At 63.5% G+C, this 25803-nt stretch carries 28 protein-coding genes and 1 tRNA gene; 11 read left to right on the top strand and 18 right to left on the bottom strand.

Going from position 1 to position 25803, the window contains the following annotated elements; genetic code table 11:
* Positions 1-140: 140 nt before the first annotated feature.
* Entirely contained in the window at positions 141-1082 is a 942-nt protein-coding gene (gshB, locus tag EP165_RS06135) for a glutathione synthase (protein ID WP_127520589.1), read from the bottom strand.
* Positions 1083-1186: 104 nt separating this feature from the next.
* Complete coding sequence (locus EP165_RS06130) at positions 1187-2164, bottom strand: glycosyltransferase (RefSeq protein ID WP_127520588.1); 978 nt, start codon at positions 2162-2164, stop codon at positions 1187-1189.
* A gap of 166 nt (positions 2165-2330) precedes the next feature.
* Here EP165_RS06130 and EP165_RS06125 point away from each other — a divergent pair, with 166 nt between their 5' ends.
* From EP165_RS06125 to EP165_RS06110, 4 genes are all read left to right on the top strand, one after another.
* Entirely contained in the window at positions 2331-4070 is a 1740-nt protein-coding gene (locus EP165_RS06125; protein WP_127520587.1) for a GtrA family protein, read from the top strand.
* Positions 4071-4164: 94 nt separating this feature from the next.
* The gene (locus EP165_RS06120) at positions 4165-5514 is read left to right on the top strand and encodes a putative bifunctional diguanylate cyclase/phosphodiesterase (RefSeq protein ID WP_127520586.1); all 1350 of its coding nucleotides are present in this window, start codon (positions 4165-4167) and stop codon (positions 5512-5514) included.
* Positions 5515-5532: 18 nt separating this feature from the next.
* Positions 5533-6303 (top strand): SDR family NAD(P)-dependent oxidoreductase, encoded by a 771-nt coding sequence (locus EP165_RS06115; RefSeq protein WP_127520585.1) that lies wholly within the window; start codon positions 5533-5535, stop codon positions 6301-6303.
* A gap of 40 nt (positions 6304-6343) precedes the next feature.
* Complete coding sequence (locus tag EP165_RS06110; protein ID WP_127520584.1) at positions 6344-7222, top strand: SMP-30/gluconolactonase/LRE family protein; 879 nt, start codon at positions 6344-6346, stop codon at positions 7220-7222.
* A gap of 10 nt (positions 7223-7232) precedes the next feature.
* Here the strand turns inward: EP165_RS06110 and EP165_RS06105 are convergent, their stop codons facing one another.
* On the bottom strand, positions 7233-7583 hold the full coding sequence (locus EP165_RS06105; RefSeq protein ID WP_127520583.1) for a septal ring lytic transglycosylase RlpA family protein: 351 nt from the start codon (positions 7581-7583) through the stop codon (positions 7233-7235).
* A gap of 245 nt (positions 7584-7828) precedes the next feature.
* Between EP165_RS06105 and nirK the strand changes: the two genes are divergently transcribed.
* The 4 genes from nirK to EP165_RS06085 are packed head-to-tail and all read left to right on the top strand — an operon-like array spanning position 7829 to position 11504.
* Positions 7829-8932 (top strand): copper-containing nitrite reductase, encoded by a 1104-nt coding sequence (nirK, locus tag EP165_RS06100; protein ID WP_127520582.1) that lies wholly within the window; start codon positions 7829-7831, stop codon positions 8930-8932.
* Positions 8933-8987: 55 nt separating this feature from the next.
* Complete coding sequence (locus EP165_RS06095) at positions 8988-9884, top strand: SUMF1/EgtB/PvdO family nonheme iron enzyme (protein ID WP_127520581.1); 897 nt, start codon at positions 8988-8990, stop codon at positions 9882-9884.
* Between the two features lie 4 nt (positions 9885-9888).
* Positions 9889-10260 carry a P-loop NTPase family protein gene (locus tag EP165_RS06090; protein WP_127520580.1) on the top strand — a complete coding sequence of 124 codons (372 nt, stop codon included), beginning with the start codon at positions 9889-9891 and terminating at the stop codon, positions 10258-10260.
* The gene (locus tag EP165_RS06085) at positions 10257-11504 is read left to right on the top strand and encodes an NnrS family protein (RefSeq protein WP_127520579.1); all 1248 of its coding nucleotides are present in this window, start codon (positions 10257-10259) and stop codon (positions 11502-11504) included. Before EP165_RS06090 ends, EP165_RS06085 begins: the two co-directional genes overlap by 4 nt.
* Before the next feature lie 55 nt (positions 11505-11559).
* Here the strand turns inward: EP165_RS06085 and EP165_RS06080 are convergent, their stop codons facing one another.
* The gene (locus EP165_RS06080; RefSeq protein WP_127520578.1) at positions 11560-12009 is read right to left on the bottom strand and encodes a pseudoazurin; all 450 of its coding nucleotides are present in this window, start codon (positions 12007-12009) and stop codon (positions 11560-11562) included.
* Between the two features lie 133 nt (positions 12010-12142).
* Between EP165_RS06080 and EP165_RS06075 the strand changes: the two genes are divergently transcribed.
* A complete protein-coding gene (locus EP165_RS06075; protein ID WP_127520577.1) occupies positions 12143-12850 on the top strand; it encodes a Crp/Fnr family transcriptional regulator in 708 nt (235 codons plus the stop codon).
* A 10-nt stretch (positions 12851-12860) separates the two neighbouring features.
* Here EP165_RS06075 and EP165_RS06070 read toward each other — a convergent pair whose 3' ends face one another.
* The 9 genes from EP165_RS06070 to EP165_RS06030 form a co-directional block, all read right to left on the bottom strand.
* The gene (locus EP165_RS06070) at positions 12861-13076 is read right to left on the bottom strand and encodes a DUF1858 domain-containing protein (protein ID WP_127520576.1); all 216 of its coding nucleotides are present in this window, start codon (positions 13074-13076) and stop codon (positions 12861-12863) included.
* Positions 13077-13364: 288 nt separating this feature from the next.
* A tRNA-Leu gene (locus tag EP165_RS06065) sits at positions 13365-13449 on the bottom strand.
* Positions 13450-13589: 140 nt separating this feature from the next.
* Positions 13590-14210, bottom strand: a complete 621-nt coding sequence (locus EP165_RS06060) for a 2,3-bisphosphoglycerate-dependent phosphoglycerate mutase (RefSeq protein WP_127520575.1) — start codon at positions 14208-14210, stop codon at positions 13590-13592.
* A gap of 30 nt (positions 14211-14240) precedes the next feature.
* Entirely contained in the window at positions 14241-15056 is an 816-nt protein-coding gene (gene dapB / locus EP165_RS06055; protein ID WP_127520574.1) for a 4-hydroxy-tetrahydrodipicolinate reductase, read from the bottom strand.
* A 29-nt stretch (positions 15057-15085) separates the two neighbouring features.
* A complete protein-coding gene (locus EP165_RS06050; protein WP_127520573.1) occupies positions 15086-16114 on the bottom strand; it encodes a glucokinase in 1029 nt (342 codons plus the stop codon).
* Positions 16115-16276: 162 nt separating this feature from the next.
* Positions 16277-17257: a penicillin-insensitive murein endopeptidase gene (gene mepA, locus EP165_RS06045; RefSeq protein WP_127520846.1), complete on the bottom strand. Its 981-nt coding sequence runs from the start codon at positions 17255-17257 to the stop codon at positions 16277-16279.
* 122 nt (positions 17258-17379) lie between these two features.
* Positions 17380-18249: an NAD-dependent epimerase/dehydratase family protein gene (locus EP165_RS06040; RefSeq protein WP_127520844.1), complete on the bottom strand. Its 870-nt coding sequence runs from the start codon at positions 18247-18249 to the stop codon at positions 17380-17382.
* Positions 18249-19415, bottom strand: a complete 1167-nt coding sequence (queG, locus tag EP165_RS06035; protein WP_127520572.1) for a tRNA epoxyqueuosine(34) reductase QueG — start codon at positions 19413-19415, stop codon at positions 18249-18251. The genes EP165_RS06040 and queG overlap by 1 nt, the downstream gene beginning before the upstream one ends.
* A 40-nt stretch (positions 19416-19455) precedes the next feature.
* A complete protein-coding gene (locus tag EP165_RS06030; RefSeq protein ID WP_127520571.1) occupies positions 19456-20145 on the bottom strand; it encodes a glutathione S-transferase family protein in 690 nt (229 codons plus the stop codon).
* A gap of 152 nt (positions 20146-20297) precedes the next feature.
* Between EP165_RS06030 and EP165_RS06025 the strand changes: the two genes are divergently transcribed.
* Together EP165_RS06025 and EP165_RS06020 are read left to right on the top strand one after the other, a co-directional pair.
* The gene (locus EP165_RS06025; RefSeq protein WP_127520570.1) at positions 20298-21104 is read left to right on the top strand and encodes an undecaprenyl-diphosphate phosphatase; all 807 of its coding nucleotides are present in this window, start codon (positions 20298-20300) and stop codon (positions 21102-21104) included.
* A gap of 26 nt (positions 21105-21130) precedes the next feature.
* Positions 21131-21832, top strand: coding sequence for a hypothetical protein (locus EP165_RS06020; protein ID WP_127520569.1), 702 nt, complete (start codon positions 21131-21133; stop codon positions 21830-21832).
* A gap of 17 nt (positions 21833-21849) precedes the next feature.
* On the opposite strand, the gene EP165_RS06015 is transcribed toward EP165_RS06020, so the two are convergent.
* From EP165_RS06015 to EP165_RS05995, 5 genes are all read right to left on the bottom strand, one after another.
* The gene (locus tag EP165_RS06015; RefSeq protein WP_127520568.1) at positions 21850-22620 is read right to left on the bottom strand and encodes a sulfite exporter TauE/SafE family protein; all 771 of its coding nucleotides are present in this window, start codon (positions 22618-22620) and stop codon (positions 21850-21852) included.
* 6 nt (positions 22621-22626) lie between these two features.
* The gene (locus EP165_RS06010; RefSeq protein WP_127520567.1) at positions 22627-23601 is read right to left on the bottom strand and encodes a complex I NDUFA9 subunit family protein; all 975 of its coding nucleotides are present in this window, start codon (positions 23599-23601) and stop codon (positions 22627-22629) included.
* A 105-nt stretch (positions 23602-23706) separates the two neighbouring features.
* Entirely contained in the window at positions 23707-24108 is a 402-nt protein-coding gene (locus EP165_RS06005; protein WP_127520566.1) for a Fur family transcriptional regulator, read from the bottom strand.
* The gene (locus tag EP165_RS06000) at positions 24105-24917 is read right to left on the bottom strand and encodes a metal ABC transporter permease (RefSeq protein ID WP_127520840.1); all 813 of its coding nucleotides are present in this window, start codon (positions 24915-24917) and stop codon (positions 24105-24107) included. The genes EP165_RS06005 and EP165_RS06000 overlap by 4 nt, the downstream gene beginning before the upstream one ends.
* Positions 24910-25782 (bottom strand): ATP-binding cassette domain-containing protein, encoded by an 873-nt coding sequence (locus EP165_RS05995; RefSeq protein WP_127520565.1) that lies wholly within the window; start codon positions 25780-25782, stop codon positions 24910-24912. The genes EP165_RS06000 and EP165_RS05995 overlap by 8 nt, the downstream gene beginning before the upstream one ends.
* Between the last annotated feature and the right edge of the window lie 21 nt (positions 25783-25803).

Genomic DNA, 25803 nt, shown 5'->3' with positions numbered 1-25803 from the left:
GTGCACGGATGTGTTCTTCGCGAGCCCCTGTAACGCACAGAAGCACAGCATCAAGAACAATACAAGAACAAACTAGCGGTTAAGGTGCAATACGGTTGCAACCGATTGTAAAGCGGGAACAGATGTTCCGGTTCAGCGGGTCAGCTGCGCCGCTTTTCCACGGCATCCCAGAACAAAGCTGCGATATCTGCGCCGCCGAAGCGTTTGACCTCGCGCACGCCCGTGGGCGAGGTGACGTTGATCTCGGTCATGTAGTCGCCGATCACGTCGATACCGACTAGAATGAAGCCGCGCTCCCTGAGCGAAGGGCCGATGCGCGCGCAGATTTCGCGCTCTCGTTCTGTCAGCCCGGTCGCTTCCGCGCGCCCGCCGACATGCATGTTGGAGCGCGAATCGTGCTCGGCCGGCACGCGGTTGATCGCGCCCACCGGCTCGCCGTCGATAAGGATGATGCGCTTGTCGCCTTTGCGAACGTCTTTGAGATAACGCTGCACGATGAAAGGCTCGCGGAACATCTGCGTGAACATTTCGAGCAGCGATGACAGGTTCCGGTCGTCTTCCCGCAGATGGAAGATGCCGGCGCCGCCATTGCCGTAGAGCGGCTTCACGATAATGTCGCCATGAGCCTTGCGGAACGCCGCCACCTCGGCCGCGTCTCGGGTTATCAGCGTTTCCGGCATCAAATCCGGAAATTCGGTGACGAAGATCTTTTCCGGACTGTTGCGCACCCAGGCCGGGTCGTTCACCACCAGGGTCTTGGGGTGAATGCGCTCCAGAATATGCGTCGTCGTGATGTAGTTCATGTCGAATGGCGGGTCCTGCCGAAGCAGGATGACGTCCATTTCCGCCAGATCGGTGCGCACCGGTTCGCCAAGCGTGTAGTGATTGCCGGCCTCGTCGCGTACCGACATTTCCTCGACCCGCGCAAAAACCTGGCCGTTCTCCATGGTCAGCCGGTCGGGCGTGTAGTGAAACAGCTCGTGTCCGCGCCGCTGCGCCTCAAGCGAAAGCGCGAACGACGTGTCGCCGGCAATCGAAACGGTGCCGACATGATCCATCTGCACGGCGATTTTCAACGGCATTCAGGGTCCCCGGAAAAGCGTGGCGAGAGCGGCCGTCCTGGCCAGTCTTCAGCCGAGATAGCGCCTTGGGGAGGATGCGTCGAGGAATGATTTTCCGTTTGCCGTCAGGCCGCCTTGCGTGGTTCCGTCTGCCGCTCGCGGTCGCCGCGGGCGCTAGCCAGGCTGAGATAGAATATCCGTTTCTGTTCGGCGCGGCCCCGCGCCACTGAATCCAGGATCAGCCCGGCAGCGAATGCAACGGTGGCAAGCAGCAGCAGCCCGATCGACAGCACCCATGTCGGCTGGCGCGTCACCAGCCCGGTTGTGAAATACTCAAGCAGCACGGGCGTCATGAACGCCACGCTCGTCGCCAGCAGAAGGCACGAAATCGCGCCGAAGAACCGCAGCGGCTGCGTTTCCTTCATCAGCATCGCGAACATCCACAATATCTTGAAGCCGTCCCCGAAGGTCGAAAGCTTCGAGGCCGAACCGGGCGGCCGGCGGCCGTAGTCGAGTGCGATTTCGCACACGGGCAGCTTCAGCATCGATGCGTGAACCGACATTTCGGTTTCGATCTCGAAGCCCCCGGAAACGGCCGGGAAGCTTTTCACATAGCGGCGTGTGAAGGCGCGGTACCCGGAGAGAATGTCGGTGAATTCGCGGCCGAAAAGCTGTCGGTAGACGGCGTTGAAAAACCGGTTTCCGAAGGCGTGGCCGGTGCGTCCGGCATCGTCGCCGACGCCGCGGCGCGTACCCACCGCCATATCCGCCCCCTCCGTCAGAAGGGCATTGATGAGTTGCGGTGCGTCTTCCGGCGCATAGGTGCCGTCGCCGTCGGCCATGACGTAGATGTCGGCCTCGATATCGGCAAACATGCGCCGCACCACATGGCCTTTGCCCTGGCGCGGCTCGCGCACGACAAGTGCGCCCGCCGCCCGTGCCTTCAGCGCCGTCAGGTCTGACGAATTGTTGTCGTAGACATGGATGGCCGCACCCGGCAGCGCCTCGCGAAACCGGCTCACCACTTCGCCGATCGTGTGCTCTTCGTTGTAGCAGGGGATGAGCACCGCAATGCGGGCATCGGGCAGGATGGCAAGGCTCATGACGGTCTCCGGTTGCGCCGCCGCCGGCGCGCTTCGCGCTTTACTATTTGTTGAAGCGGTTAAAGCTACGTTTAACCCTGCGGGGGGCCGGTTTTTGCAGGCGATATCGACGAGCGGAACAGGCGGAGACGAGCCGCGGACGGCTGCACGCGGTGCCGATGCCGCAATGGCACTTGCGGGAGCGGCGGGTTCGCTGTTGGCGAGTTGGCTGCAGGACGCCAGCAAGCTTGTCCGGTCCGGCGGCGATTCCGACAGTCTCATGCGGCTGGTGCAGGTGCGCGACCTTCTCGCGGGGCAGGGCTGGTTCGACCTTGTTCAGTATCGTATGGGGCCGGAACCGGGCTTCGAAATGCACTGGTCGCGGCTTGTCGATGCGCCGATCGCCATATTGATCGCCGCCATGCGGGAGGTCACGGGCAACGGGCCTGTTTCGGAGGCGATCGCAGCCTATCTCTGGCCGGGCCTGCTGCTCGCGCTCTGCCTCTATTTTACGGCCCGGGCGGCGCGCAGTATCGGTGGCTCGCAGGCGGCCTTTCCCGCCGTGGTGCTGGCGTTGGCGGCGCTGCATTTCATGGGCATCTTCGCGCCGGGCTCCTTCGACCATCACAACGTGCAGCTGGCATTGGTGCTTGGCATGGTCGCCGCGCTCCTTGCCCGGCCAGGATCGAGCGGTGGCGCCGCTGCGGGCACGCTGGCGGCCCTGTCGCTGGCGGTGGGTATGGAAACCGCGCCGCTGGTTGCGGCGGGGGCAGCCGCACTTGCGCTTTGTTATCTGGTCTATGGCGCTTCCGAGCGTGAGACAGCTGCCGGTTTCGGTATTGGATTTGCAGCCACCGCCGCGCTCGTCACGGTGGTCACCCTTCCGCCGCGCCTATGGGCCTCGGTTGCGTGCGATGCCTGGTCGGGCGCCCAGGCCGGCACCGCAATACTCACTGGCCTCGGCCTTGCGGTCTGCGCGCTCGTAACAGCGCTCGGCGTGACTGTGCAGCGGCGTGCACTTGCCCTGGCGTGCCTTGGCGCGGTCACGCTCGGTGTCGCGCTCCTGGCCTTTCCGGCGTGCCTGGCCGATCCATATGCCTCGCTCGACCCGCTGTTGAAGCGCTTTTGGCTCGACTGGGTTTCTGAGGCGCAGGGTGTTCTCGGTCTTTCTGCCGCCAAACCCGGCGAGGCTGCGGGCTATTTTGCAACGCCGGTGCTCGCGCTCGCCTTTCTGGCATGGCGTGCGATGTTGGATCCGGGCTCGCGGCGCAGCGCACTCATTCTCGGGGCGATGATCGCCTGCGCGGCCGCAGTGTCTTTGTGGCAGGTGCGTGGCGCCATTTTCTCCGTGGCACTGGCTGCCATTCCGCTTTCCCTGCTGATTGCCCGCGCCCGCGCCGTCGCTGCCATTCGTGGCGGCCCGGTCTACACGCTGCTGCTGGCGCTTGCCTGGCTGGCATCATTCAACATCGTCTGGAACATGGCTGTCGCGCGCATCGCCGGGCCGCACGAGCCGGCTGCAGCTGCCGCGCCCGGCGGCGACTGTAATGCCGCGGCGGACTACGCATCTCTTGCCGCGCTCCCGCCGGCGACCGTTCTGGTCATCTCCAATCTCGGCGCGGCTGTGCTGGCCAATACCGGCCATCGGGCTCTGGCAGGGCCGTATCACCGCAACGTCGAAGGCAATCTCGCAGCGCTGCGCGCCCTCACCTCGGACCCGGCTGCAGCGCGTTCCATGATCGGGGAATTCAAGATCGGCTTTGTCGCACATTGCCGCGGCAACGACGAAACACGGACGCTTTCAGAGGCGTTTCCTGCCGGATTGCTTGCCGCCCTGTCCGACCGGCAGATACCGGACTGGCTCGAACCCATCCGAAGAGATCAAGCATCCGGGCTGGAATTATTTCGCGTCGTTCGCGGCCGCTAGCAATGCCGAGGCAGACAACACGTCAAATTGATACGAAATCTTAAGTGGTTATCCATCATACCAGTTTGTATTGCGAAGTCTGGCTGTGTGTCTGATGAGTAATAGAATACAAAACAGGGCGATGGCCTCGAACCCTGCGGATCTGGAGTTTACCGATCCGCTGACCGGTTTGGGCAATCACCGCCGCCTCCAGGACAAGATCGACCGGCTGATCAGTGAGCGCGCGGACGATCCGGCGCCGTTTGCCGTCGGCCTGCTGGACCTCGACGGTTTTAAGCCGATCAACGATCTGTTCGGCCGCGCCGCGGGCGATTTTATCCTGCAGCAGGTGGCTTTGCGCCTCAACGCGGCGATGGACGACAGCGCAACCGTTGCGCGTGTCGGTGCCGACGAGTTCGCCTTTCTTTATCCCATGGTCTTTTCCGAGGATGCCATATCGCAAAAGACCCGCATGCTGATCGAGATATTGTCGGCGCCTTACGACATCGGTGAACGCACGGCGCGTCTGTCGGCTTCGGTTGGCTGTTCGTTGTTCTATTCCGGCGACGAAACCACCGCGCACTTGCTCAACAAGGCCGAAACCGCGCTTTATCACGCCAAGCGCTCCGGCCGCGGCGGGGTGGTCGTCTACACCCGCGAAATGGAAGAGGCGGCAAAGCGCGTCACGCGCATCGAGCAGGCGCTGCGCCGAGCGGTCTCGGCCGGCGAAGTCGAGCCGCATTTCCAGCCAATCGTCGACCTGGTTTCGCGCAAGACGATCGGGTTCGAGACATTGGCGCGCTGGACCGACCGCGACTTGGGTTTTGTGTCGCCGGCGACCTTCATTCCCATCGCCGAAGAGCGCGGCATTATCGCGCCGCTGTCGCAGCTGGTGCTGCGCAAGGCGACCGAGGCCGCCCGGGCATGGCCTGAACATCTGTTCCTGTCGTTCAATCTGTCGCCGTCGCAGCTTGTCGACCAGAACACCGGCCTGCAAATTCTTTCGATCCTCAACCGCACTGGCTTCGACCCGCGTCGCCTTGAAGTGGAGATCACCGAGACAGGTCTGATGACCGATCCGGCCTCTGCCGAGAAGATCGTCAACGATCTACGTCGCATCGGCGCCCGCATCTCGCTGGATGATTTCGGCACCGGCCAGTCGTCGCTCGGCCGGCTCCGCGAATTCAATTTCGACAAGCTCAAGATCGACCGCGCCTTTGTCTCATCCATCCTCGACGACAAACCCTCCGAACACATCATCCGAGCCATTCTTGCGATGTGCGAAGGGTTGAACATGGATGTTGTCGCCGAAGGCATTGAGGATGAGGGCCAGGCGGCGAGGCTGGAACAGTTCGGTTGTGCCGGCGGGCAGGGCTTCCTGTTCGGCAGGCCAAGCAACGCCGAGGCGACGCTGGGTTACCTGCGCAACACGCTGCGTGCGCCGCAGACCGCCAATATATCGTAGCCGGCGCTGCCCGAACCCGTGAACGAACTTCCTCTCCACCAGGACCTTGCGAATGCGTCGGTGCTGATCACCGGCGGCGGATCGGGCATAGGAGCGGCGCTTACGGAAGGTTTCGTCCGTCAGAATGCGCGTGTGGCGTTCGTGGATATCGACCGTAACGCAAGCGAGGAGCTGTGCGGCAGGCTGGAACGGAAAACCGGCATCAGGCCGCTTTTCCTGCACGCAGACCTGACCGACATCGGCGCCTTGCGCGAAGCAGTGGCACAGGCGCAACGTGCGCACGGCACCATATCGGTGCTGGTCAACAACGCGGCCCGCGACGACCGCGACATCATCGCCGATGTGACCCCCGAACGCTGGGATATGAACCACGCGGTAAACCTCAGGCCGCATTTTTTCACGATCCAGGCAGCGCTGCCGGACATGAAGGCAGCTGGCCGCGGCACCGTGGTCAATTTCTCGTCGATCGCCTTCATGCTGAATGGCGGCGAATACCCCGCCTACGCCGCCGCGAAAGCCGGTGTCATCGGCCTGACCAAGAGCATGGCCGGCGCGCTTGGCCCCTTCGGAATACGTGTCAACGCCATCGCGCCGGGGATGGTGGTCACCGACCGGCAGATGGCTCTGTGGCTCACCGAAGATGATATCGAGGCTCATGTTCAGGGCCGCCAATGCCTCAAAAGGCGTCTCTCGCCGGCCGACATGGTTGGCCCGTGCCTGTTCCTGGCCTCGGCGGCATCGGGCGCGGTAACGGCACAGACGCTGATCGTCGATGGCGGGGTGATGTGAGCCGCGTTTGCCGCTAGTCTCCGCTGATGCGGAGGAGAAAATGTCGGACGCACAAGTAGAAGTACTGTCTCACACGCAATGTGAGCTCGGCGAAGGCCCGAGCTACGATCCCACGACAGACACACTGTGGTGGCTCGACATTCTCGGCCGCAAACTCATCGAATATCGTTTAGCGGACCGCTCCGAAGTCGCCCACGACCTGCCGCTGCTCGCATCGGCGATAGCGATCGTGGACGAGCGGCGCCAGTTGCTGGCGACCGAAACCGGGCTGCATGTCCGCGACTGCGCAAGTGGCCGGTTGGAGCTTGTCGCGCCGATCGAAGCAGACAGCCCTGGAACGCGCTCCAACGATTCCAGAGTGCATCCGTCAGGCGCGTTGTGGGTTGGCACCATGGGCAAGAAAGCCGAAAAGCACGCTGGCTCGATCTACTGGTACCGCGCCGGCGAAACGCGCCGTCTTTTCCCGGATGTCAGCATTCCCAATTCGATCTGTTTCTCACCCGCAGGCGACGTCGCCTATTACGCCGATTCCGGGAAGAACATTCTGTTTCGCGTCGAATGCGATCCGGCGACCGGCCTGCCTACTTCGGAGCCGGCGTTGCTGGTCGACGAACGTGGCAAAGGCGGCGGCATCGACGGATCCGTCTGCGATACCGACGGCAATATCTGGAACGCGCGCTGGGGCTGCGCCCGTCTGGATGTCTACAACCCGGCCGGCAAACGGATCGCTCAATATGACATGCCGGCGAAGCAGGTCTCGTGTCCCGCCTTCGTGGGGCCGGCGCTGGACCGGCTTGTGGTCACGTCGGCGCGGGAAAACCAGACCGAGGACGAACGCCTGGCAGATCCGAATGGCGGCATGACATTCCTCGCCGGCATTCCAGTGCGCGGCAAGGCCGAGCCGCGCGCAGCGCTGTAGTGCTTCGCCTTCAGCCGTGCTCGAGGCAGATCCTGGTGTGGCCGGCGCGCAGGAAACCGAGTTCACGGGCCGCGGCCTTCGACAGGTCGATGATGCGCCCTTTGATGAATGGACCCCGGTCGTTGATACGCACTGTGACAGAACGGCCGTTGCCGGAATTGGTGACCTGAACCTTGGTGCCGAAGGGCAGCGTCCGGTGCGCGGCTGTCATGGCGGCGGGGTTCATCATTTCTCCCGACGCGGTCCGTGAGTGCAGTGCGTACCAGGATGCGGAGCCGCATTGCGGCAGAGCGTGCGCGGCGACAGGCGCGGACAAAACGAGAGCGAGCGTCGCCGCTGCGAGCGGAAAGCGTGAATTCATGATTTGAGGTGCCTTGGGGATTCGGTTGTTCTGTCGAGTGTCGCCGCAATGGGGCGGGAAAGTGGCCAGACAACGCCTACAGCGAACACCGATGGAATCGGTCTGTAATGTTGGGTGAGCGCCTGGTGCAGGCGGCATCGCATGCGCAACGCAAATGAGTTGTATTTGTTCCATCGCAAAGAGCGTCCGCGGGCAAAGGTCTAGGTTCGGTCCATCAACAATGACGGACCACAAGGAGAACCGAGATGTTCACGCGTCGTCAGGCACTGATGGGAGTGGCGGCTGCCGCCATGTTGGCCGCGATGCCGGCTCTGTCCGCTGCTGCCAATGAGACTGAAATCGCGGCACTGCCGCGCGAAAAGGTTACGCTCGTCGCACCGCCTTTCGTTCATGCGCATGAGCAGGTGGCGACCACCGGTCCCAAGGTGGTCGAATTTATTATGCCGATCGTGGAGAAGCCCGTTGTAATCGACGATGAAGGCACAACCCTGCAGGGAATGACCTTCGATGGATCGATCCCGGGCCCCATGATGGTGGTGCATGAAGGGGACTATGTCGAACTGACCCTCATCAACCCCGACAGCAACTCGATGCCGCATAACATCGACTTCCATGCGGCTACGGGCGCGCTCGGTGGCGGAGCACTGACGCTCATCAACCCGGGTGAACAGGTCAAGTTGCGGTTCAAGGCTACCCGCACCGGCACATTCGTCTATCACTGTGCGCCGGAAGGCCCGATGATCCCGTGGCATGTTGTTTCGGGCATGAGCGGCACCATCATGGTGTTGCCGCGCGACGGGCTGAAGAACGACAAGGGTGAGCCGATCGCCTATGACAAGGTGTTCTACATCGGCGAAAACGACTTCTACATCCCGCGCGACGAGAACGGTGACTTCAAGTCTTATGATAGCCACGGCGAAAGCTATGCCGACACGCTTGAGGTCATGAAGGGCCTGGTCCCCAGTCACGTTGTCTTCAACGGTGCCAAGGGCGCATTGACCGGCGAGAACGCCATGAAGGCAAAGGTGGGTGAAACGGTCCTGATCGTTCACAGCCAGGCCAACCGGGACACCCGTCCGCACCTCATTGGCGGTCATGGCGACTATGTTTGGGAAGAAGGCAAGTTCGCCAATCCGCCGGCAAAGGACCTGGAAACCTGGTTCATCCGTGGCGGTTCGGCCGGCGCTGCGCTCTACACCTTCCTGCAGCCGGGTGTGTATGCCTACGTCAACCACAACCTCATCGAGGCTGTCGAACTTGGCGCCACCGCGCACTTCCTGGTCGAGGGCGACTGGAACGACGATCTGATGAAGCAGGTCGAAGCACCCGGCCCGATCCCCATCAACTGAGTCGCGATTACGAGGACCCGGCCCTTGGGCCGGGTCCCGCGACGGAGAAACGGTCATGCATCATCACGTAATGGAGGCGGTGCTCGGTGCCGCCGCGGCGCTGGCCGTACCGGTGGCGTTGATCGGCCTCGCCGGCGAGCCGGCCTCCGGGCGAGATGCCGCAGTCACCGTCGAGATCCCGGCTGCGGCCATCGACTACCAGCTTCCCGGCGAGTTTCTGGCTGACGGGCGTCCGGCTGCCGCGCCAAGCGAGGTGAGGGCGGTCGATGCATTCCGCATCATGAAGCAGCAGGTGAGTCTTGCCGACTATGGCGAATGCGTTGACGATGGCGCATGTCAGCCAGCCGCCGCGAGGCCTGGGCAGGTGGATGTTCCCGTCACCGGCGTCAACTGGCTGGACGCACATGCCTATGCGCGCTGGTATTCCGCGGCGACCGGCCAAAGCTGGCGGCTTCCGACGGCGCTTGAGCTCGCCGTCGCGTCGGCGGAGCGGTTTGTCGGCGACTCATACTCCGCCATTGCCGACGATCCCTCGAACCCCGCTATCCGCTGGCTGCGCCAATATCGCGAGGAAGTTGCCGCAAACCGGGCTCCCGACCCCGAACCGAAGCGGCGCGGTCACTTTGGATCGAATTCGCTCGGCATGGATGATTTCGGCGGCAATGTCTGGGAATGGACATCGACGTGCTACGAGCGCGTGACGCTCGACCCGGTTGACGGAAGCGTGCGAGGCGCGATCGAGAACTGCGGCGTCTACGTCATGGAAGGCCAGCATAGAACCTATATGTCGAGCTTCGTGCGCGACGGAAAGAGCGGCGGCTGCGCGGTCGGCACTCCACCCGACCATCTCGGTTTTCGCCTGGTGCGCGAGGAACCGGCCTTCATTGCGAAAGTGAAGTCCGCGCTGCAACGCGGATTGACCTCAATGTTCTCCGGTACCGGCAAAGGATGACGTCGTGCGAAACAGGCGCTCACAAGTCGGCTCGGTCGCCGAGGTACCTGGCGAGACGGTCATTGGCCGCTTGCGGCGCGGACTTGCCGAAGCCAATCTCGACTGTGGCTGCCGGCAGACTGCAAACGATCTGCTGGACCGCGTCGGCACGGAGGATGAACAGGCGCGGCGGGTCAAAAGCCTTGCTGAAGCTCGCGGGATGCGGGATGCGATCGTCGTCATTCTTGCCCTTCTGGGCGAACTCGATGAACTGACCCCGGACGAACCCGACCGCACTGCCTTTGCGGAGGTATCGGCCCTGTTTCAGGACATCGCCGATTTCGCATCCCGTGGCGCCGTACTGGCTATGCAGGCCGCCGGGCGGCCGAACGCATGACGCAGCATCGCCCCAGGGTGGCGCAGGGTGAGCGTTCCGTTCCCCGCGCGGCAATCAGGTCGGGCGATCTCTCCCGTGACTGGCGCGGCCGTATCAGGGCGACCCCGCCTGTCCTTCATTACGGTTTTCGACCGTTCTTCTTCCTTGCCGCGCTGCACGCCGGTCTGGCGATACCGGCCTGGTTATGGGTCTATTTTTCCGGGTGGGAAATCGGCGGCCCGTTCGGAGGCTTGCGCTGGCATGCGCATGAGATGCTGTTCGGATACCTGGCTGCTGTGATCGCCGGCTTCGCCCTGACCGCCGTGCCGAACTGGACGGGCCGGCTACCGCTGAGCGGCGCCCCGCTGCTGGTGCTGGTATTGATCTGGCTCGCAGGCAGGGTCGCATGCCTTTTCGTGCCGAACCCCTGGCTGACCCTGATGATCGATCTCGCCTTTCCCGTTCTTCTCAGCCTTGCCATATGGCGCGAGGTGGCGGCCGGTCGGAACTGGAAAAACGCGCCCGTGGCGCTGATGATCTCGCTGTTCGGGCTCGCGAATGCGCTCGACCATCTCGCGAATGCCGGCGTTCTGGCTGGCAATCTTGGTCAGGATCTCGCACTGGCCGTCGCGGCGGTGCTGATATCCCTGATCGGCGGCCGGATCGTTCCGAGTTTTACCCGCAACTGGCTGGCAAAACGCGGTGCGGCTTCTCTCCCGGCGCCGTTCGGCGCTCTCGACAACGCAGCGTTGCTCACAACCGCGCTGGCAATGGGCGGGACCGTCGTATTTCCAGGTGAGCGGACCGTCGGCATGTTGTTGTGTGCCGCCGGAGCGTTGCTCGCCGCGCGGCTCTGGCGTTGGCGCGGTCTGGCAACGATGCGCGAACCCATCCTGTTCATTCTGCATCTCGGATATGGTTGGCTTGCCGCGTCGCTAGTCCTGATGGGGCTTTCGGCGGCCGGCGGGGCCGTACCCGATCAGGCTGCGGTCCACGCGCTGACCGCCGGCGCCATAGGCACGATGACGCTTGCCGTCATGACGCGGGCGAGCCTCGGACACACCGGCCGAGCGATCGTGGCCGACCGGTGGATTGTCGCCATATATGTGCTTGTAACGGTCGGAGCGGCCCTGCGCGTCGCAGCGTTGTTCTCGGGTGAGCTCTACGCGGCGATGCTCGTATGCGGCGGAGCGGCCTGGAGCGGAGCATTCCTGTTGTTCGCAGCTCGTTTTGCGCCGGTCCTGTTTCGCAGCCGGGTAAGCTGAGCGCACAAACAAATAAGGCCCGGTCTGACAACCGGGCCTTGTGCAGTTGTTACGGTTAGTTGCTGGCGACGGCTTGGCCGAACAGCTCCGCATAGACCTTCTTCGCCTTGCCGGGATGCTTGACGGCCTCAGCTTCGGCGAAGTTGACCGGTTCGCCCACACGGATCAGGGCGACCATTCCCATGGCATAGTGCGGCGTGCACTTGATTCCGTAGATGCCTTCCGCATCGAGGGTCATCACAAATTCCTCGTTGAACTTGCTTTTGAAGTGTTCGGCGCCTTCAGGAAGCATGCCTTTGATCGTTTCGGCATTGTGGCCCTTGTCGGTCGGCACGAAGCGGACGGTGTCGCCGGGTGCGGCAAGGATCAGATCCGGCTCGAAGACCATCACGCCCTTCTCGCCCTTGTTCAGCATCTTGACTTCGAACTCCTCGGCGCCGGCTGCGCCGGCAAACGCGACGGCGGTGCCGAGCACGAGGGTGGCCAACAGCGTTTTCATCTTCATTTTCCTTCTGTTTTCGGGATAGGTCCCGTCTGAACCGTTGAATGAGCAGTACCGCGCGCCGGCGCCCGGCTATTTGCGCTATCTCAAACTGCGGATAGAAAGAGCCGAACAGGCGGCACGAAAGCATGAGGCCATGCCCCATCAGGCGCTCGACAGGTCGCTGATCGCGGCCATCCCGGTATTCGCTTCGCTGTCCGGCGAGGAAATCGACCGTGTGCTTTCAGGCGCACACTCGGCGCGGTACGCAAAAGATGCCGAGATTTTTTCCCAGGGCGAGGAAGCCGGCCATTTTTTCCTGCTGCTCGACGGCCATATCCGCGTCGTCCAGACCTCTTCGGAAGGTCATCAGGTTGTGGCGCGTTACATCAACCGGGGTGAGCTGTTCGGCATCGCCGTAGCGATGGGCCGCGGCACCTACCCGGCTTCGGCGGTGGCCGCGGTGGACTGCGTGGCGCTATCGTGGCCAAATAGCGCCTGGGCCGATCTCCAGTCGGGGGTGCCGGGGTTCGGCGCGAATGCGTATCAGACCATCGGCACCCGCCTGCACGAAACGCAGGAGCGCGTCATGGCCATGTCGAGCGAGCAGGTGGAACAGCGCATCGCGCATGCGATTCTGAGGCTGGTCACCCAATCCGGTAGAAAGACCGGCGACGGCATCGAGGTCGATTTCCCGATCACCCGCCAGGACATTGCCGAGATGACGGGCACTACACTGCATACCGTCAGCCGCCTGCTCAGCGCGTGGGAAGACGAAGGTCTCGTGCGCGGGGGCCGCCAGAAGGTTACGGTAACGGATGCACATGGCCTGATGCTGGTCGCGGAAAACCGCCGCAAAAGATAGCCGGCAGGCGTCAGGCAGCCTCCGACGACATCGCCGCGAGCAGCGCTTGCGACACAAGCTCCTCGTCGAGTTCATGCGCTTCGCATGCTTCCGGCAGCGTATGGAAATCACCGATCGGGCAGCCGACGCACAGCATATTGTAACGAATGAAAACACGGATGGTCGCCGGCCAGCGGCGCATCATCTCGTCCACGGTTATGTCCGGGTCTATGGCGGGCAGTTTCATGACAACGACATCCTCCGAGCGTGGAAGGGAAGCATGCCCGCGCGGACGCGACTTTGTGCTGCAGCAAACAAGAACGGATTTTTCACCGCGCCGTTGCCCGTTTTGCGCACGGTGCTGCCTTGCTGCGCGTCAAGCACCTGCGTCGCACGGGATGCGCTTCACGCACCGAGGATTTCGGGTACCTTGCGTAACAGGGGATGGGCCAGCCGGTAGAGCGTCGCGCGGTGAAATGAGCGCAACACTCTGGAAAGGCTTAACTGGCGGATCTGATTGGCAGTGCAGATCGAATGGTGCCCAGGAGAGGACTCGAACCTCCACGCCTCGCGGCACACGGACCTGAACCGTGCGCGTCTACCAATTCCGCCACCTGGGCTAGGTGCGCCGCCGATGTAAGCGGGCCGCACCCCCCTGTCAACGCCAATCTGCCGGATTGCGCCGACTTGCGGGCGAATCATAGCGTCCGCCACCGCGCACGGTCATCGAGGCCGGCATGGTACCGCGGCCCCGAACGGGTCAGCCTTCGAGAATTTCCTTCGATGCCACGGTGGAATCGGCATTGAGCCGGTAAACGATCGGAACGCCGGTGCCGATCTCCACCTTCACGATCTCGTCGCCGGAAAGCCTGTCCAGCGCCATCACCAGCGAGCGCAGCGAATTGCCATGCGCGGCGACGAGCACGGTCTCGCCGCGCAGCACGCGTGGCAGTATCTCTGCCATGTAATACGGCCACACCCGCGCGCCCGTGTCGCGCAGGCTTTCGCCGCCGGGCGGTGGCGTGTCGTAGGAACGGCGCCAGATATGCACCTGCTCCTCGCCCCACTTCTTGCGCGCATCGTCCTTGTTGAGACCCGACAGGTCGCCATAGTCGCGTTCGTTCAGCGCCTGGTCGCGGATCGTCTCAAGTCCGGTCTGGCCGGTCTCTTCCAGAATGTGATCGAGCGTCACCTGGGCGCGGGAAAGCACCGAGGTGAAGGCGATATCGAATTTCAGCCCTTTTGCCCGCAGCTTGCGGCCGGCGGCTTTCGCCTCTTCATGGCCCTTTTCGGTCAGTCCCGGGTCGCGCCAACCGGTGAACAGGTTTTTCAGGTTCCATTCGCTCTGACCGTGACGAACGAGAATGAGGGTTCCGGACATGCGTTTTGCCTTTCGCGATTGGGATCTGGATCAGGATTGCGCGAGGCCGAGCACGTCGCGCATGGAATAAAGACCGGGTTTGCCGCCGCGCGCCCACAGCGCTGCCCGCACCGCGCCGCGGGCGAAGATGCCGCGGTCCTCGGCGTTGTGAGAAAGGGTCACGCGTTCGCCGGGACCGGCCAGTATGACGGAATGGTCGCCGACAACCGAGCCGCCGCGCAGCGTGGCAAAGCCGATCGCTCCGCTGGGCCGAGGCCCGGTATGGCCGTCACGCACCCGAACGGAGCTGTTATCGAGTTCGACCGCGCGGCCATGAGCGGCAGCCTCGCCAAGCAGAAGCGCGGTGCCGGACGGTGCGTCCACCTTGTGACGGTGGTGCATCTCCAGAACTTCGATGTCGAAGTCGTCGGGCAGTGCCCGTGCCGCCTGTTCCACGAGCACTGCGAGCAGATTGACGCCAAGGCTCATATTGCCGGATTTCACGATTGGCGTGTGGCGCGCGGCCGCGGCCAGAGCTGCTTCGTCCTCGGCGCTCATGCCGGTGGTGCCGCAGATATGCGCGATACGGGCCTGCGCGGCGTATCCGGCATAGGTCACGCTGGCGGCCGGAATGGTGAAATCGAGCACACCCTCGGCCTGCGCGAAGATCGGCAGCGGATCGTCGGAAATGGTGACGCCAAGCGCGCCTACTCCTGCCAGTTCGCCCGCATCGCGGCCAAGCTCCGCCGCGCCCTGGCGTTCCACGGCACCGGAAAGCCGTACGCCCTCTGTCTCCGTGATCACGCGGATCAGCGTTTGCCCCATACGCCCGCTGGCGCCGACAACGGCGAGTGCCATATCAGACATTGCTTCGCTCCCCGGTTCCGTCCGTTGGGTCAGTCGCGCCGCCAGCGGCGGCCTTCGGTTTCCACACCGAAGCTGACCGGCGTGCGCGCAAACGCAGTCAGTCCGGCCAGCGCGCCGCGCGGATGCGTAATCACAAAGACCGGCATCGCCTTGAGCAGCTCGGTGTGCGGTGCTTTGTCCTCGAACGCGGCTTGAAAGTTTCCGCGCTTGAGGGCCGGCACGATCTTCTGTGCGATCCCGCCGGTCAGAAACACGCCGCCATGGCTCATGAAAACCAGCGCCAGATCGCCGGCGATCCTGCCCAGACATGTGACGAAGAGGTCGAGTGCCTCCACGGCGTTCGCGTCTGTTTCGTCCAGCGCCGAGCTGGTGATTTCCGCCGGTGTCGAAAACGCTGGCTTGGCGCCATTCGCCGATGCAACCGCGCGGTAGATATTGACGAGTCCGCGGCCGCACAAAAGCTGCTCGGCAGAAATCCGGCCCTCGATCGGCTCAAGATGCGGCCAGATCTCGGCGTCGCGCACCGTGCGCGGGCCCATGTCCATGTGCCCGCCTTCACCGGGCACCGGAATCCAGATGTGCCGGGCATGCACCATGCCCGCAACGCCGAGGCCGGTGCCTGGCCCAAGGATCACGCGGCTGCCAAAGGCATCGCCCGCGCCGTCGACGATGCGCTCCATGCTGTCTTCGCCGAGAGCGACCGTGGCCAGTGCCTGGGCCTCGAAATCATTGAGAACGACCACATCCGACAGCCCGAGCTTTTCGAGCATTACCTTTGGCCGCACCACCCAGTTGCAGTTGGTGAGGTCGATCTCGTCCCCGCTGACCGGACCGGCCACTGCAAGCACGGCAGAGCGCGGCTGGATCGCAGTCTTGTCGAGAATTGCAGATTGGATTGCTTCGTCGATATTGCCGTAGCTGGCGGTCTCGACGTTAGAAAATTCCTTCGGCTCGGCCTGCGCGTCGACCAGAATGGCAAAGCGCGCATTGGTGCCGCCGATGTCGCCGATCAGGACCGGAAAATCCAGTCCGGTAAGCTCGTCGTCGCGTCTCAACATATGCAGCTTGCAATCGTCCCATGATGCTGACGGCGGGTCTGGCTGCCAGGCGTTTTTCGTCGGGCCCGATTGTCCGCGTCGGCATCGGGCGCGAACGCCATATCACAGACTCTCGCAAGGTGCATCAGCGCCGGAGATATTGTTCCGGCCGGGGTTTGTCGGTCAGTTTCCCGGCCGTGCGCTGGGTAGCGGGATATCAACTGCCGGAAGCGGCGCGAATGCGCGTGCGCTGACTGGGGGCGTGGTGATGGGAATGGCACCGCTGCTGTCCACCGTGACTGCATCGGCCGATACCGGCGCCGGAGCTTCAAGGACGGCCCTGCATTCGGCGGGCAGGTTCGCCAGGGTCATCACGTCGCGGGCCTTGGGTTTGGCCGGTCCGGTCGCTGGTCGCCAGGGTTCCTCGGTAAACCACCAGGCAAGCGAGTCGTCGCAACCGTCGCCGCGCGGCGGCGCCGATTGCCCCTTGCATCCGGGCGAGCCCGCCGGGCAGCCGATACGCATGTGAAAATGCGAATCGTGGCCCCAGAACGGCCGCACCTTGGAAAGCCAGCCGCGGTCACCGCGAACCGTATCGCAAAGCTTCTTCTTGATGCCGGGATGGACAAGAATGCGCTCGACATTGCCGTAGCTTGCGGCGCGCCGCAACACAGCTTCATGCGCGGGCGTCCATTTGCGGTCGTCCACATAAAGCGAATTGCGCCTGAGCAGCGAAACGGCGCTGATCTGCTCGCGCTCGTCGTAGCTCAGCCGCCGGTCCGGCATCGGCATGAACCAGATGTCGGCGTCGAGCCCGATCTGGTGCGATGCATGGCCGGTGAGCATCGGTCCGCCGCGCGGCTGCGACATGTCGCCGAGCAGCAGCCCGCGCCAGCCGTCTCGGGCCGCATCGCGCGAAAGCTGTTCCACAGTGCGCACAAGCTCGGGATGCCCCCAGTGCCGGTTGCGCGAAAGCCGCATGCCTTGCCAGTTGGGCCCGTCCGCCGCCATGCCGACGCCGCCGGCAAAGCAGCCCTTGGAGTAGAAGCCGTAGGATTTGGGCGCGATGGCGGCCGGCAGCTGCTGTGCCCCGAACAGCGTCTTGGCAAGCGGTTCCTTGGCGACAGCCACACCCGACGACGTCGCCGTAAGCGCACCGAACAGAAATACCGCTTTCCAGAAATGCCTGAAGTCGATCAATAGTTCGCTCCGAACCGATCACAGCCCCCGACCAGCCCTCGATTCGCATCTTAGCACGGTTGGGCGACCCCGCGCACCGGGCGGTGTCAGCGCCAGCTTCCCTCACGCCACATGGCCGAAAGCGCTGTGCGATAGTCGGGGTATTTGAGCTCATAACCGGAGGCGTTGAGCCTGGCGTTAGAAACCCGGCGGCTGTCGGCATAAAAGGAGCGCGCCATCGGCGACATTTCCGCCTCCTCGAAAGGAATTTCGGGCGGCGGCTCGACACCCATCAGCTCTGCTGCGTAGGCGATCACATCCTGCGGCGGCGCTGGCTCGTTGTCGGCGAGGTTGAAGATGCCGCCCACGCCGGATTCCGCCAGATGCCGGGTCGCGGCCGCGATGTCGGCGACATGGATGCGGCTGAAAAGCTGGCCTTGCTTGACGATGCGGTGGGCGGTTCCGTCTTCCAGCTTGGTGAAGGCGTTGCGCCCAGGGCCGTAAATGCCGGCAAGCCGCAGCACGGCGACCGTGATACCGCTGGCTTTGCCTACATCCAGCCACTGGCGCTCCGCCTGGACACGGGCGATGCCGCGTTTAGACGTTGCCAGGCAAGCACTTTCCTCGTCCACCCAGTTGCCGTCATGATTGCCGTAAACGCCGACAGTGGAGAGATAGCCGGCCCAGCGCAGCTTCGGCATCGCCTCTGCCAGCGAGGCACCGAGCAAGGTAAGCAGCGGGTCAGAGCCGCTTCCGGGCGCAGCAGAGTGCAAAAGATGCGTTGCGCGGCTCATCTCCTGCGCCAGCGCTTGCGGGATCGAGCTGCCGTCGAATTCCAGCGGGGAAATGCCGGAAGCCTCCAGCGCGCCGAATTTGACTGTGTCCCGGGTCGTGCCAGATACAGCCGCCGCCTCGCCGGCAATCAACCGGGCAAGGGTCTGGGCCGAATATCCCGCTCCGATCATCAGCCAGCGCATCAGCTTGCAGCCCCCATTGCCCGCATCCATTCTGTTTTGACGTCCGGGTCGCTTTCCCGTGCCGCAGCCTTGCGTGCCAGACCTTCCGCTGCTTCGGGCTGCAGTTGCGCCAGCGCCCAGATCGCCGCGCCGCGCACCACGGGTTCGGGGTCGGCAATCAAAGCCTCGCAGTGCGGAACAAGTGTATCGTGCCCCGAATTGCCGGCCGCTATCAGCGCATTGCGCACAAAGCGGTCGCGGCCGATGCGTTTGACCGGCGAGCCCGAAAACAGGCTGCGGAAACCGGCATCGTCGAGCTTGAGCAAGTCGTCCAGCGCGGGTGCGTTCAGTTCCTCACGTGCCTTGAGCTTCGCTTCACTGGCGGTCTGCGCGAACTTGTTCCACGGGCAGACTGCCAGGCAGTCGTCGCAGCCATAGATGCGATTGCCCATCGCCTGACGGAATTCATGCGGGATCGGCCCTTTGTGCTCGATGGTGAGATAGGAAATGCAGCGGCGGGCATCGAGCTGGTAGGGCGCGGGAAAGGCGTCGGTCGGGCAGATATCGAGGCAGGCGCGGCACGAGCCGCAGCTGTCGGCCTCGGGCATGTCGGTTTCGAGCTCGGCAGTGGTGAAAATCGCACCGAGAAAAAGCCAGGAGCCGAAGTCGCGGCTCACCAGATTGGTATGTTTGCCCTGCCAGCCGAGCCCGGCGGCGGCAGCGAGCGGCTTTTCCATCACCGGTGCCGTGTCCACGAACACTTTCACATCCGCGCCCGAGCGCGCCGCGAAGCGCCCGGCGATTTCCTTCAGCCGGCCCTTGATGACGTCGTGATAGTCGCGGTTTCGCGCATAAACGGAGATCGTCGCCCTGTCCTTCTGCGCAAGCGTCGCCAGCGGATCGGTTTCGGGCCCGTAATTCATGCCGAGCAGGATGACGCTGCGCACTTCGGGCCAAAGCGCCTGAGGATGCGCGCGCCGTTCGGCGGTCTCTTCCATCCAACCCATCGTGCCGTGCCGGCCGTGCTCGAGAAATGCGGCGAGCTTGGCCGAAATATCCGGCAGTTTGGCAGGCGACGCGACGCCGAAAGCATCAAATCCCGCCTGCCGCGCGGCAGTCTCTGCGAATGCCCGTAGCTTTGCGGGATCGCGGGTGAGGCCTTGTCCTGTCGCGGCGCTTTTTGTCATGCCGTGCTCCCGGGGCGATTTGAGCACAGTTGCCCTGCGATCAGAAATCGAGATCCGCATAATGCGAAACGGGCGACAGCCCGCGCACGCGGTCGGCCAGCAGCGGCCGGAATGAGGGTCGCGATTTCATGCGCTGATACCAGTCGCGGGCCGCACTGTGGGCTCCCCAGTCGATCTCGCCCAGATAGTCCAACACGGACAGTGCCGCAGCTGCCGAGAGATCGGCATAGGTGAGCCGCGCGCCGGCCAGCCAGTTGCGCGTGCCGGCCAGATAATTGGTGTATTTCATGTGCTGGCGGATATTGGCCCGCGCCGCGCGAATGACGCTGGCGTCCGGCGCACCGCCGGCACCGTCATTCATCAGCGGCTTCAGCACGCGCTCGCGCACCAGATGGCGCAGCACGTCCTGCTCGGCCTTGCCGAGATACCAGTCGGTCAGGCGGCGGATTTCGGCGCGTTCGAACGGGTCTTCCGCGAAAAGCCGCTTGTCTCGCTTGAAGGCGCCGCGCGTCTCGTCGACATATTCGGCAATCACCGGCGCACCGACGATAGGCACATCGCCCTCGGCCAGGAGCACCGGCACTGTGCCGGCCGGATTGAGCGACAGGAATTCGGGCCGGCGCTGCCAGGTTCGCTCCTCGATGAGCGACAGCTCCTCGCCATATTCGGCGAAGCTCAGGCGGACGAATCGGGACGACGCGGACAGTGGAAAATGAAAAAGCGTAAGCATGAACACCGATGGGCCAGGCCTCTGGCCTTTTGGCTGTGGGGCAGCTAAGTCACGGCGGCCCGTTCCCGCAGCCGCGCGGGGGGACTGGCCACGGTGCGGAGCTATAAGACGCACCGGCTGCGCTGACAAGTTGCGGCGGTCGAGGAGACTTCATGGCAAGCCAGACGATCGTCGATGCGCTCCTGCTCGGCATTCTCGAGGGTCTGACGGAGTTCATTCCCGTCTCCTCCACCGGCCACATTCTTCTCGCCGGCCATTTCCTCGGTTTCGAATCGACCGGCAAGGCTTTCGAGGTGCTGATCCAGCTCGGCGCGATCCTGGCGATCCTCAGCGTTTATTTCGCGCGGCTGTGGTCGATGCTGGTGTCGCTGCCGTCGGACCGCGGCACGCAATATTTCGTGGGCGGCATCCTGCTCGCCTTCCTGCCGGCGGCGGTGATCGGCTATCTGGCCCACGATTTCATCAAGACGGTGCTTTTCGAAACACCGGTGCTGATCTGCACCACGCTCGTTCTGGGCGGCATCGTGCTTCTGTGGGTCGACAGCTGGGCGCTCAACCCGCGTTATGACGATGTCACCAAATTCCCCTGGAAGGTCTATCTGGGTATTGGCCTGTTTCAGTGCCTGGCAATGATCCCCGGCACGTCGCGCTCCGGCTCCACCATCGTCGGCGCGCTGCTTCTGGGCACCGACAAGCGCTCCGCCGCCGAGTTTTCGTTCTTTCTCGCCATGCCCACAATGGTCGGCGCCTTCGCGCTCGATCTGTTCAAGAACATGGACATCCTGACCGCTGCCGACCTGCCGATCATCGCGACCGGCTTCGTTGCCGCTTTCGTGGTCGCCGTCATCGTGGTGCGTGGCCTGCTCAACTTTGTATCCAAACGCGGCTACGCACTATTCGGCTGGTGGCGCATAGCGGTCGGTCTCGCAGGCTTCGCCGCGCTCGCAGTCTGGGGCTGAAGGCGTTCTAGTCTCGGAGATTTCCGATGCGCAATCGCGGTCTTGCCATTCTGACGTTCTTGGCTGTTTTGGCGACCGCAGTTTTCGGTCTCTACAGATATTATTGGCCGGAATTCTCCTGGAACCAGAAGGTCACCGTCACGGTCGAAGTTGGGGGACGAGTCCATGCGAACTCAAGCATCACCCGCGTTACAGTTCGATACCAGCCGCAGCTGCTACCTGAAATCGGCGTCGCAACCCGAACCATCAATGGCGAAGCCGTTGCCTTACAGCTGCCTGGCGGACGCTACCTTTTTGCTCTGCTTTCCGGGTCGGACAACCCGGCCTCTGATGCACAATTCGTCGCCGCGAATGTGTTTTCGGACTTACCCCACGATCCAAACGCCGGCCCCAGAGAAAGCATATCTGCTGCGCTCGAAGAGATAGACGAAGTTTCCCGCTTACTCCCGGCCGATCTCTACCCAATGTTCGTTACATTTGACGAACTCTCCGACCCGTTGACCGTTCGACAGATCGATCCGCTTAACTTGGAAGCTGAGTTTGGAGCAGGCGTTCGGCTACTTAGCGTTTCACTTGCAACTACTGACGAGCCAGCAAGCGACGGGACAATCAAATCGATATTGCCTTGGTTGGGAGACTTTCCGGAGCCCAGCCTTGATCCAACTGGCGACTATCGGGACGCAACTCTCGCCGACAAGCTACAGCACGGAGATTTCCTGCGCGACTGATTGATCGCAGAGGCGTCTTAGCCGAAAAATGCCATCAGCCCGCGTCGCATCAGGTCAAGCGCCAGCAGCGTCACCACGATGCGGAACCAAAGGCGGAAGCGCTCCTCCGGCATTTTGTCGAGGAGCCGCGAGCCGGAGATGGTGCCGAGATAGCCGGCGGCGATCATTGCCGCCACCAGCGGCAGCCAGCGCGCGAAGGCAAATCCCGCGACCGTAAATGCGATCACCTTGAGCGCGTGCTGCACGGTCATGCCCGCCGCATGCGTGGCGATCAGCGCCTTGCGGTCGTCGGGAATGATCTGCGCGAAAAATGCGGACAACAGCGGCCCCGTGGCGCCGAAGAACATGTTGGCAAGCGCGATGATGCCGCTGCCTATCGCCAGCCCCGCCCCGCGCAGATTCTCGATGCCGGGAATTTTGGTCCAGGTGATCACCACGATGAACAGGCCGAGCGCCAGCTTCAGCACCGCGTCGGGAAGTTGCACCACAAGCAGTGCGCCGACGGCAGCTCCCGCCATGCTGCCGATCACGAATGGTACCGTGATCGAATAGCGGATGTGCTCGCGCTGATGCCAGGCGCGACCTGTGTTGGAGCCGAGCTGCACTGCACCATGGACGGGAATGAGGGCCGAAACCGGCAGGAAGGCACCAAGCAGCGCCAGCATGGCGACGCCGCCGCCGAGCCCGAAGGCGGCTGTGAATGCCGAGGTAAAGAACGAGGCGGCGATCAGCAGCGCCGCGACTGACGCCGAAATCGCGTCCGGCAGCAGCGCCGTCAGCGCTTCCAAGCGGCCTTAGCCTTCCACCTTGCGGGTGAACTGGCCCGCCGGCCGGTAGGTCCACAGATAGGTCGGAAGAATCGCTTCCAGCGTGCGCGGCTTGATGCCGAGCCCCTCAATGGTGCGCCTGTCCTTGACTGCTTGTGCCGACACGACATTGTCGGTCTCCAGCAGCTTCACCTGATCGACCGTCAGCAGCGGGTTGGGCAGGAGGCCGAGGAAGGATGCCTTCAGCCGGGCCAGTGGCCACGGCACGTTGACGAGAAGCCGCTTGCGGTCGATCACCTCAAGCATCTCCTCCATGCACTCGCGGAACGTCAGCACCGCCGGGCCGCCGAGCTCGACTGTCTGCTTGCCGTCGATTGCGCCATCGACATGGCGCGCGATCGCCTCCGCGACGTCACCGACATAGACCGGCTGGAATTTGGTCTGCCCGCCGCCGATCAGCGGCAGAACGGGGCTGAAGCGCGCCATATTGGCAAAGCGGTTGAAGAAATGATCCTCGGGTCCGAAGATGATCGAAGGTCGCACGATCAGCGCGTCGCGCACGGTTTCGCGCACCGCCTGTTCGCCCAGCGCCTTGGTCCGCGCATAGTCCGATTCGCTGTCGGCATCGGCGCCGATTGCCGAGACATGCGTCAGCTTGGCGCCGGTGGCGCGGGCAGCCTCTGCCACAGCGCGGGCGCCGAAATCCTGCACCGCATCGAAGGTCTGGCGGCCGGTCTCGAACAGGATCGCGACCAGATTGATCACGTGATCGGCGTCCTGCACCGCACGGTCGACCGACCAGCGCACGCGCAGATTGGCCTGCACCGGCTGGATCTGGCCGACATTGCCGAGATAGGTGACGTGATTTGCAAGGTCCGGCCGGCGCACGGCCACCCGCACGCGATAACCGCGCCGCGCCAGCGTCTGCACCACGTGCCGGCCAAGAAAGCCCGACCCGCCGAACACGGTGACCAGCTTGGGTTTCGGGGAAATCATCGTCATTGCAGGCTCCGTCCTGTCAGACCCGCTTCATAGTCGGTTTCGCCCGCAACGCAAAGGGACGTGGCGTCGCGGGAAGGTGTTTTCCGGCATGTGCCACCTGCCGGGCTAGGCGGCGCGGCAGACAGCGCATTTGCCGCGAATTTCGATCGTCGTCTTGTCGGCATGGAAAGCGTTGTCGCCGGCCCATGCCTCGAGCCGTTCGCAAACCACCGGATCGGCGAACTCCTCAACCTGTCCGCAGCGTTCGCAGATCGCGAAAGCGATCAGCTCGTTCTCGCCGTGCCGGTGCTCGCCGGCGCAGGCAACGAAAGCATTCAGGCTTTCCAGCCGGTGCACCAGGCCAAGGCTGGTGAGTTTGTCGAGCGCCCGATAGACCTGCAGCGGCGCGCGAAAGCCGTCGTCGCGCAGCCGGTCGAGAATGGTGTAGGCCGAAAGCGGGCCGTCCGCCTGGCGCAGCGTGTTGTGCACCAGCGACTGGTTGCGTGTGAGCGCGGTTGCCTCGGTCATGGCTTCTGGCCTCCTTTGAGGGCGCGATTGCGGAGCGGTGCCATGCTGATCAGGAATATGACCAGCGCCGCAACCACGATGGACGGGCCGGATGGCGTATCGTAATTCAGCGAGCCGAACAGACCGCCGACGGCCGCCAGAATTCCGACGAACGCTGCCATCACCGCCATCTGCTCCGGCGTCGCCGCAAAACGCCGCGCTGTTGCAGCGGGGATGATCAGCAGCGAAGTGATCAGCAATACGCCGACGATGCGCATTGCGATCGCGATGACCGCCGCCATCAGCAGCATGAATGCGAATTGCGACACCCGCGGCGACAGCCCTTCGGCCTCGGCGACTTCTTCGCTCACCGTGCCGGCAAGCAGCGGCCGCCACAGATAGATCAGCGCCGCCAGCACCAGAACACCGCCGCCATAGACCATTGCAAGGTCAAGCTTCGACACGGCAAGTATGTCGCCGAAGAGAAGCCCCATCAGGTCGATGCGCACCCAGCTCATCGCGGCCACCATCACGAGCCCCAATGCCAGTGTCGAGTGCGAAAGGATACCCAGCAGCGAGTCGGATGACAGTGCTCGCCGCCGCTGCAAGATGATCAGTGCCGCTGAAACAAGCGCGGCAACCGCGAACACACCGGCGGTGAGGTTGAGGCTTAAAAGCAGCGACACCGCAACGCCTAGCAGCGCAGAATGCGCCATCGTGTCGCCGAAATAGGCCATGCGCCGCCATACGATGAAGCAGCCCAACGGTCCCGCAACGGCCGCGACGCCGATCCCGGCGAGAAGCGCGCGTGTGAAGAAGTCGTCAAGCATGGCCACCTCCATTAGCCCGCCCGGCTGCGCCTGAATGATCATGCCCTTGGTCATGGCCGTGATCGTGGTGGCCGTCTTCGGGGTGGCAGTGCTCGGTAATCGAACCATCTGCGTGTTTCACGCGCCCGTCGGGCAGATGGGTGTGGTCGTGCTGATGCCGGTAGAACGCCACTGCCTCCGCCGCCCGCGCGCCGAACAGGCTGCGGTATTCTTCACTTGCAGCGACGTTTTCAGGCGAACCCGAGCAACAGACATGGCCATTGAGGCAGATCACCGTGTCTGTCGCCGCCATAACGACGTGCAAATCGTGCGAAATCAGCAGAACACCGCAGCCCACTCGGTCGCGGATTATGCCGATCAGCTCGTACATCGCCACTTCGCCGTTGAAATCGACACCCTGCACCGGTTCGTCGAGGACCAGAAGGTCGGGCTCCTGTGCAATCGCGCGCGCCAGGAGCACACGTTGAAACTCACCGCCCGAAAGGTCATGAACCTGCGCGTTTTCCAGATGCGCGACGCCGGCGGCCGCCAGTGACGTGTGTATTTTTTCGTGCGGCGTCGGGCCCGTCAGGCGCATCAGCCGGCTGACCGAAAGCGGCAGCGACCGGTCGATCGCCAGCCGTTGCGGCACATAGCCGATGCGCAGCGCCGCCCGCTGCGAAACCGAACCCTCGTCGGGCTTCAATATGCCGGTCGCCATGCGCGCGGTTGTGCTTTTGCCCGAGCCGTTGGGTCCGATCAGGGTCACGATCTCGCCCGGCCGGATTGTCATGTCCACGCCGCGCACGAGCCAGCGGCCGTTGCGGAAAACTCCCGCCCCGGAAAGCGAGACAAGCGGTGCGGCAGTGCGGCTGGCGTCAAGCATGGTCAACGGTCGTTGGTATGT

This window comes from Mesorhizobium sp. Z1-4, from assembly GCF_004000235.1.
GTDB lineage: Bacteria > Pseudomonadota > Alphaproteobacteria > Rhizobiales > Rhizobiaceae > RCIO01.
This window is presented reverse-complemented; position numbering and strand designations above follow the sequence as displayed.

Coding starts and splice junctions, on each gene's coding strand:
- EP165_RS06025 (WP_127520570.1), top strand. CDS start 20,298: ATGGCAAGCCAGACGATCGTCGATGCGCTCCTGCTCGGCATTCTCGAG.
- EP165_RS06075 (WP_127520577.1), top strand. CDS start 12,143: ATGCCCCATCAGGCGCTCGACAGGTCGCTGATCGCGGCCATCCCGGTA.
- EP165_RS06070 (WP_127520576.1), bottom strand. CDS start 13,076: ATGAAACTGCCCGCCATAGACCCGGACATAACCGTGGACGAGATGATG.
- EP165_RS06060 (WP_127520575.1), bottom strand. CDS start 14,210: ATGTCCGGAACCCTCATTCTCGTTCGTCACGGTCAGAGCGAATGGAAC.
- EP165_RS06005 (WP_127520566.1), bottom strand. CDS start 24,108: ATGACCGAGGCAACCGCGCTCACACGCAACCAGTCGCTGGTGCACAAC.
- gshB (WP_127520589.1), bottom strand. CDS start 1,082: ATGCCGTTGAAAATCGCCGTGCAGATGGATCATGTCGGCACCGTTTCG.
- EP165_RS06085 (WP_127520579.1), top strand. CDS start 10,257: ATGACGCAGCATCGCCCCAGGGTGGCGCAGGGTGAGCGTTCCGTTCCC.
- EP165_RS06125 (WP_127520587.1), top strand. CDS start 2,331: ATGGCACTTGCGGGAGCGGCGGGTTCGCTGTTGGCGAGTTGGCTGCAG.
- queG (WP_127520572.1), bottom strand. CDS start 19,415: ATGACAAAAAGCGCCGCGACAGGACAAGGCCTCACCCGCGATCCCGCA.
- EP165_RS06040 (WP_127520844.1), bottom strand. CDS start 18,249: ATGCGCTGGCTGATGATCGGAGCGGGATATTCGGCCCAGACCCTTGCC.
- EP165_RS06010 (WP_127520567.1), bottom strand. CDS start 23,601: ATGACGATGATTTCCCCGAAACCCAAGCTGGTCACCGTGTTCGGCGGG.
- nirK (WP_127520582.1), top strand. CDS start 7,829: ATGTTCACGCGTCGTCAGGCACTGATGGGAGTGGCGGCTGCCGCCATG.
- EP165_RS06000 (WP_127520840.1), bottom strand. CDS start 24,917: ATGCTTGACGACTTCTTCACACGCGCGCTTCTCGCCGGGATCGGCGTC.
- EP165_RS06050 (WP_127520573.1), bottom strand. CDS start 16,114: ATGTTGAGACGCGACGACGAGCTTACCGGACTGGATTTTCCGGTCCTG.
- EP165_RS06095 (WP_127520581.1), top strand. CDS start 8,988: ATGCATCATCACGTAATGGAGGCGGTGCTCGGTGCCGCCGCGGCGCTG.
- EP165_RS06110 (WP_127520584.1), top strand. CDS start 6,344: ATGTCGGACGCACAAGTAGAAGTACTGTCTCACACGCAATGTGAGCTC.
- EP165_RS06120 (WP_127520586.1), top strand. CDS start 4,165: ATGAGTAATAGAATACAAAACAGGGCGATGGCCTCGAACCCTGCGGAT.
- dapB (WP_127520574.1), bottom strand. CDS start 15,056: ATGTCTGATATGGCACTCGCCGTTGTCGGCGCCAGCGGGCGTATGGGG.
- EP165_RS06030 (WP_127520571.1), bottom strand. CDS start 20,145: ATGCTTACGCTTTTTCATTTTCCACTGTCCGCGTCGTCCCGATTCGTC.
- EP165_RS06130 (WP_127520588.1), bottom strand. CDS start 2,164: ATGAGCCTTGCCATCCTGCCCGATGCCCGCATTGCGGTGCTCATCCCC.
- EP165_RS06080 (WP_127520578.1), bottom strand. CDS start 12,009: ATGAAGATGAAAACGCTGTTGGCCACCCTCGTGCTCGGCACCGCCGTC.
- EP165_RS06105 (WP_127520583.1), bottom strand. CDS start 7,583: ATGAATTCACGCTTTCCGCTCGCAGCGGCGACGCTCGCTCTCGTTTTG.
- EP165_RS05995 (WP_127520565.1), bottom strand. CDS start 25,782: ATGCTTGACGCCAGCCGCACTGCCGCACCGCTTGTCTCGCTTTCCGGG.
- EP165_RS06020 (WP_127520569.1), top strand. CDS start 21,131: ATGCGCAATCGCGGTCTTGCCATTCTGACGTTCTTGGCTGTTTTGGCG.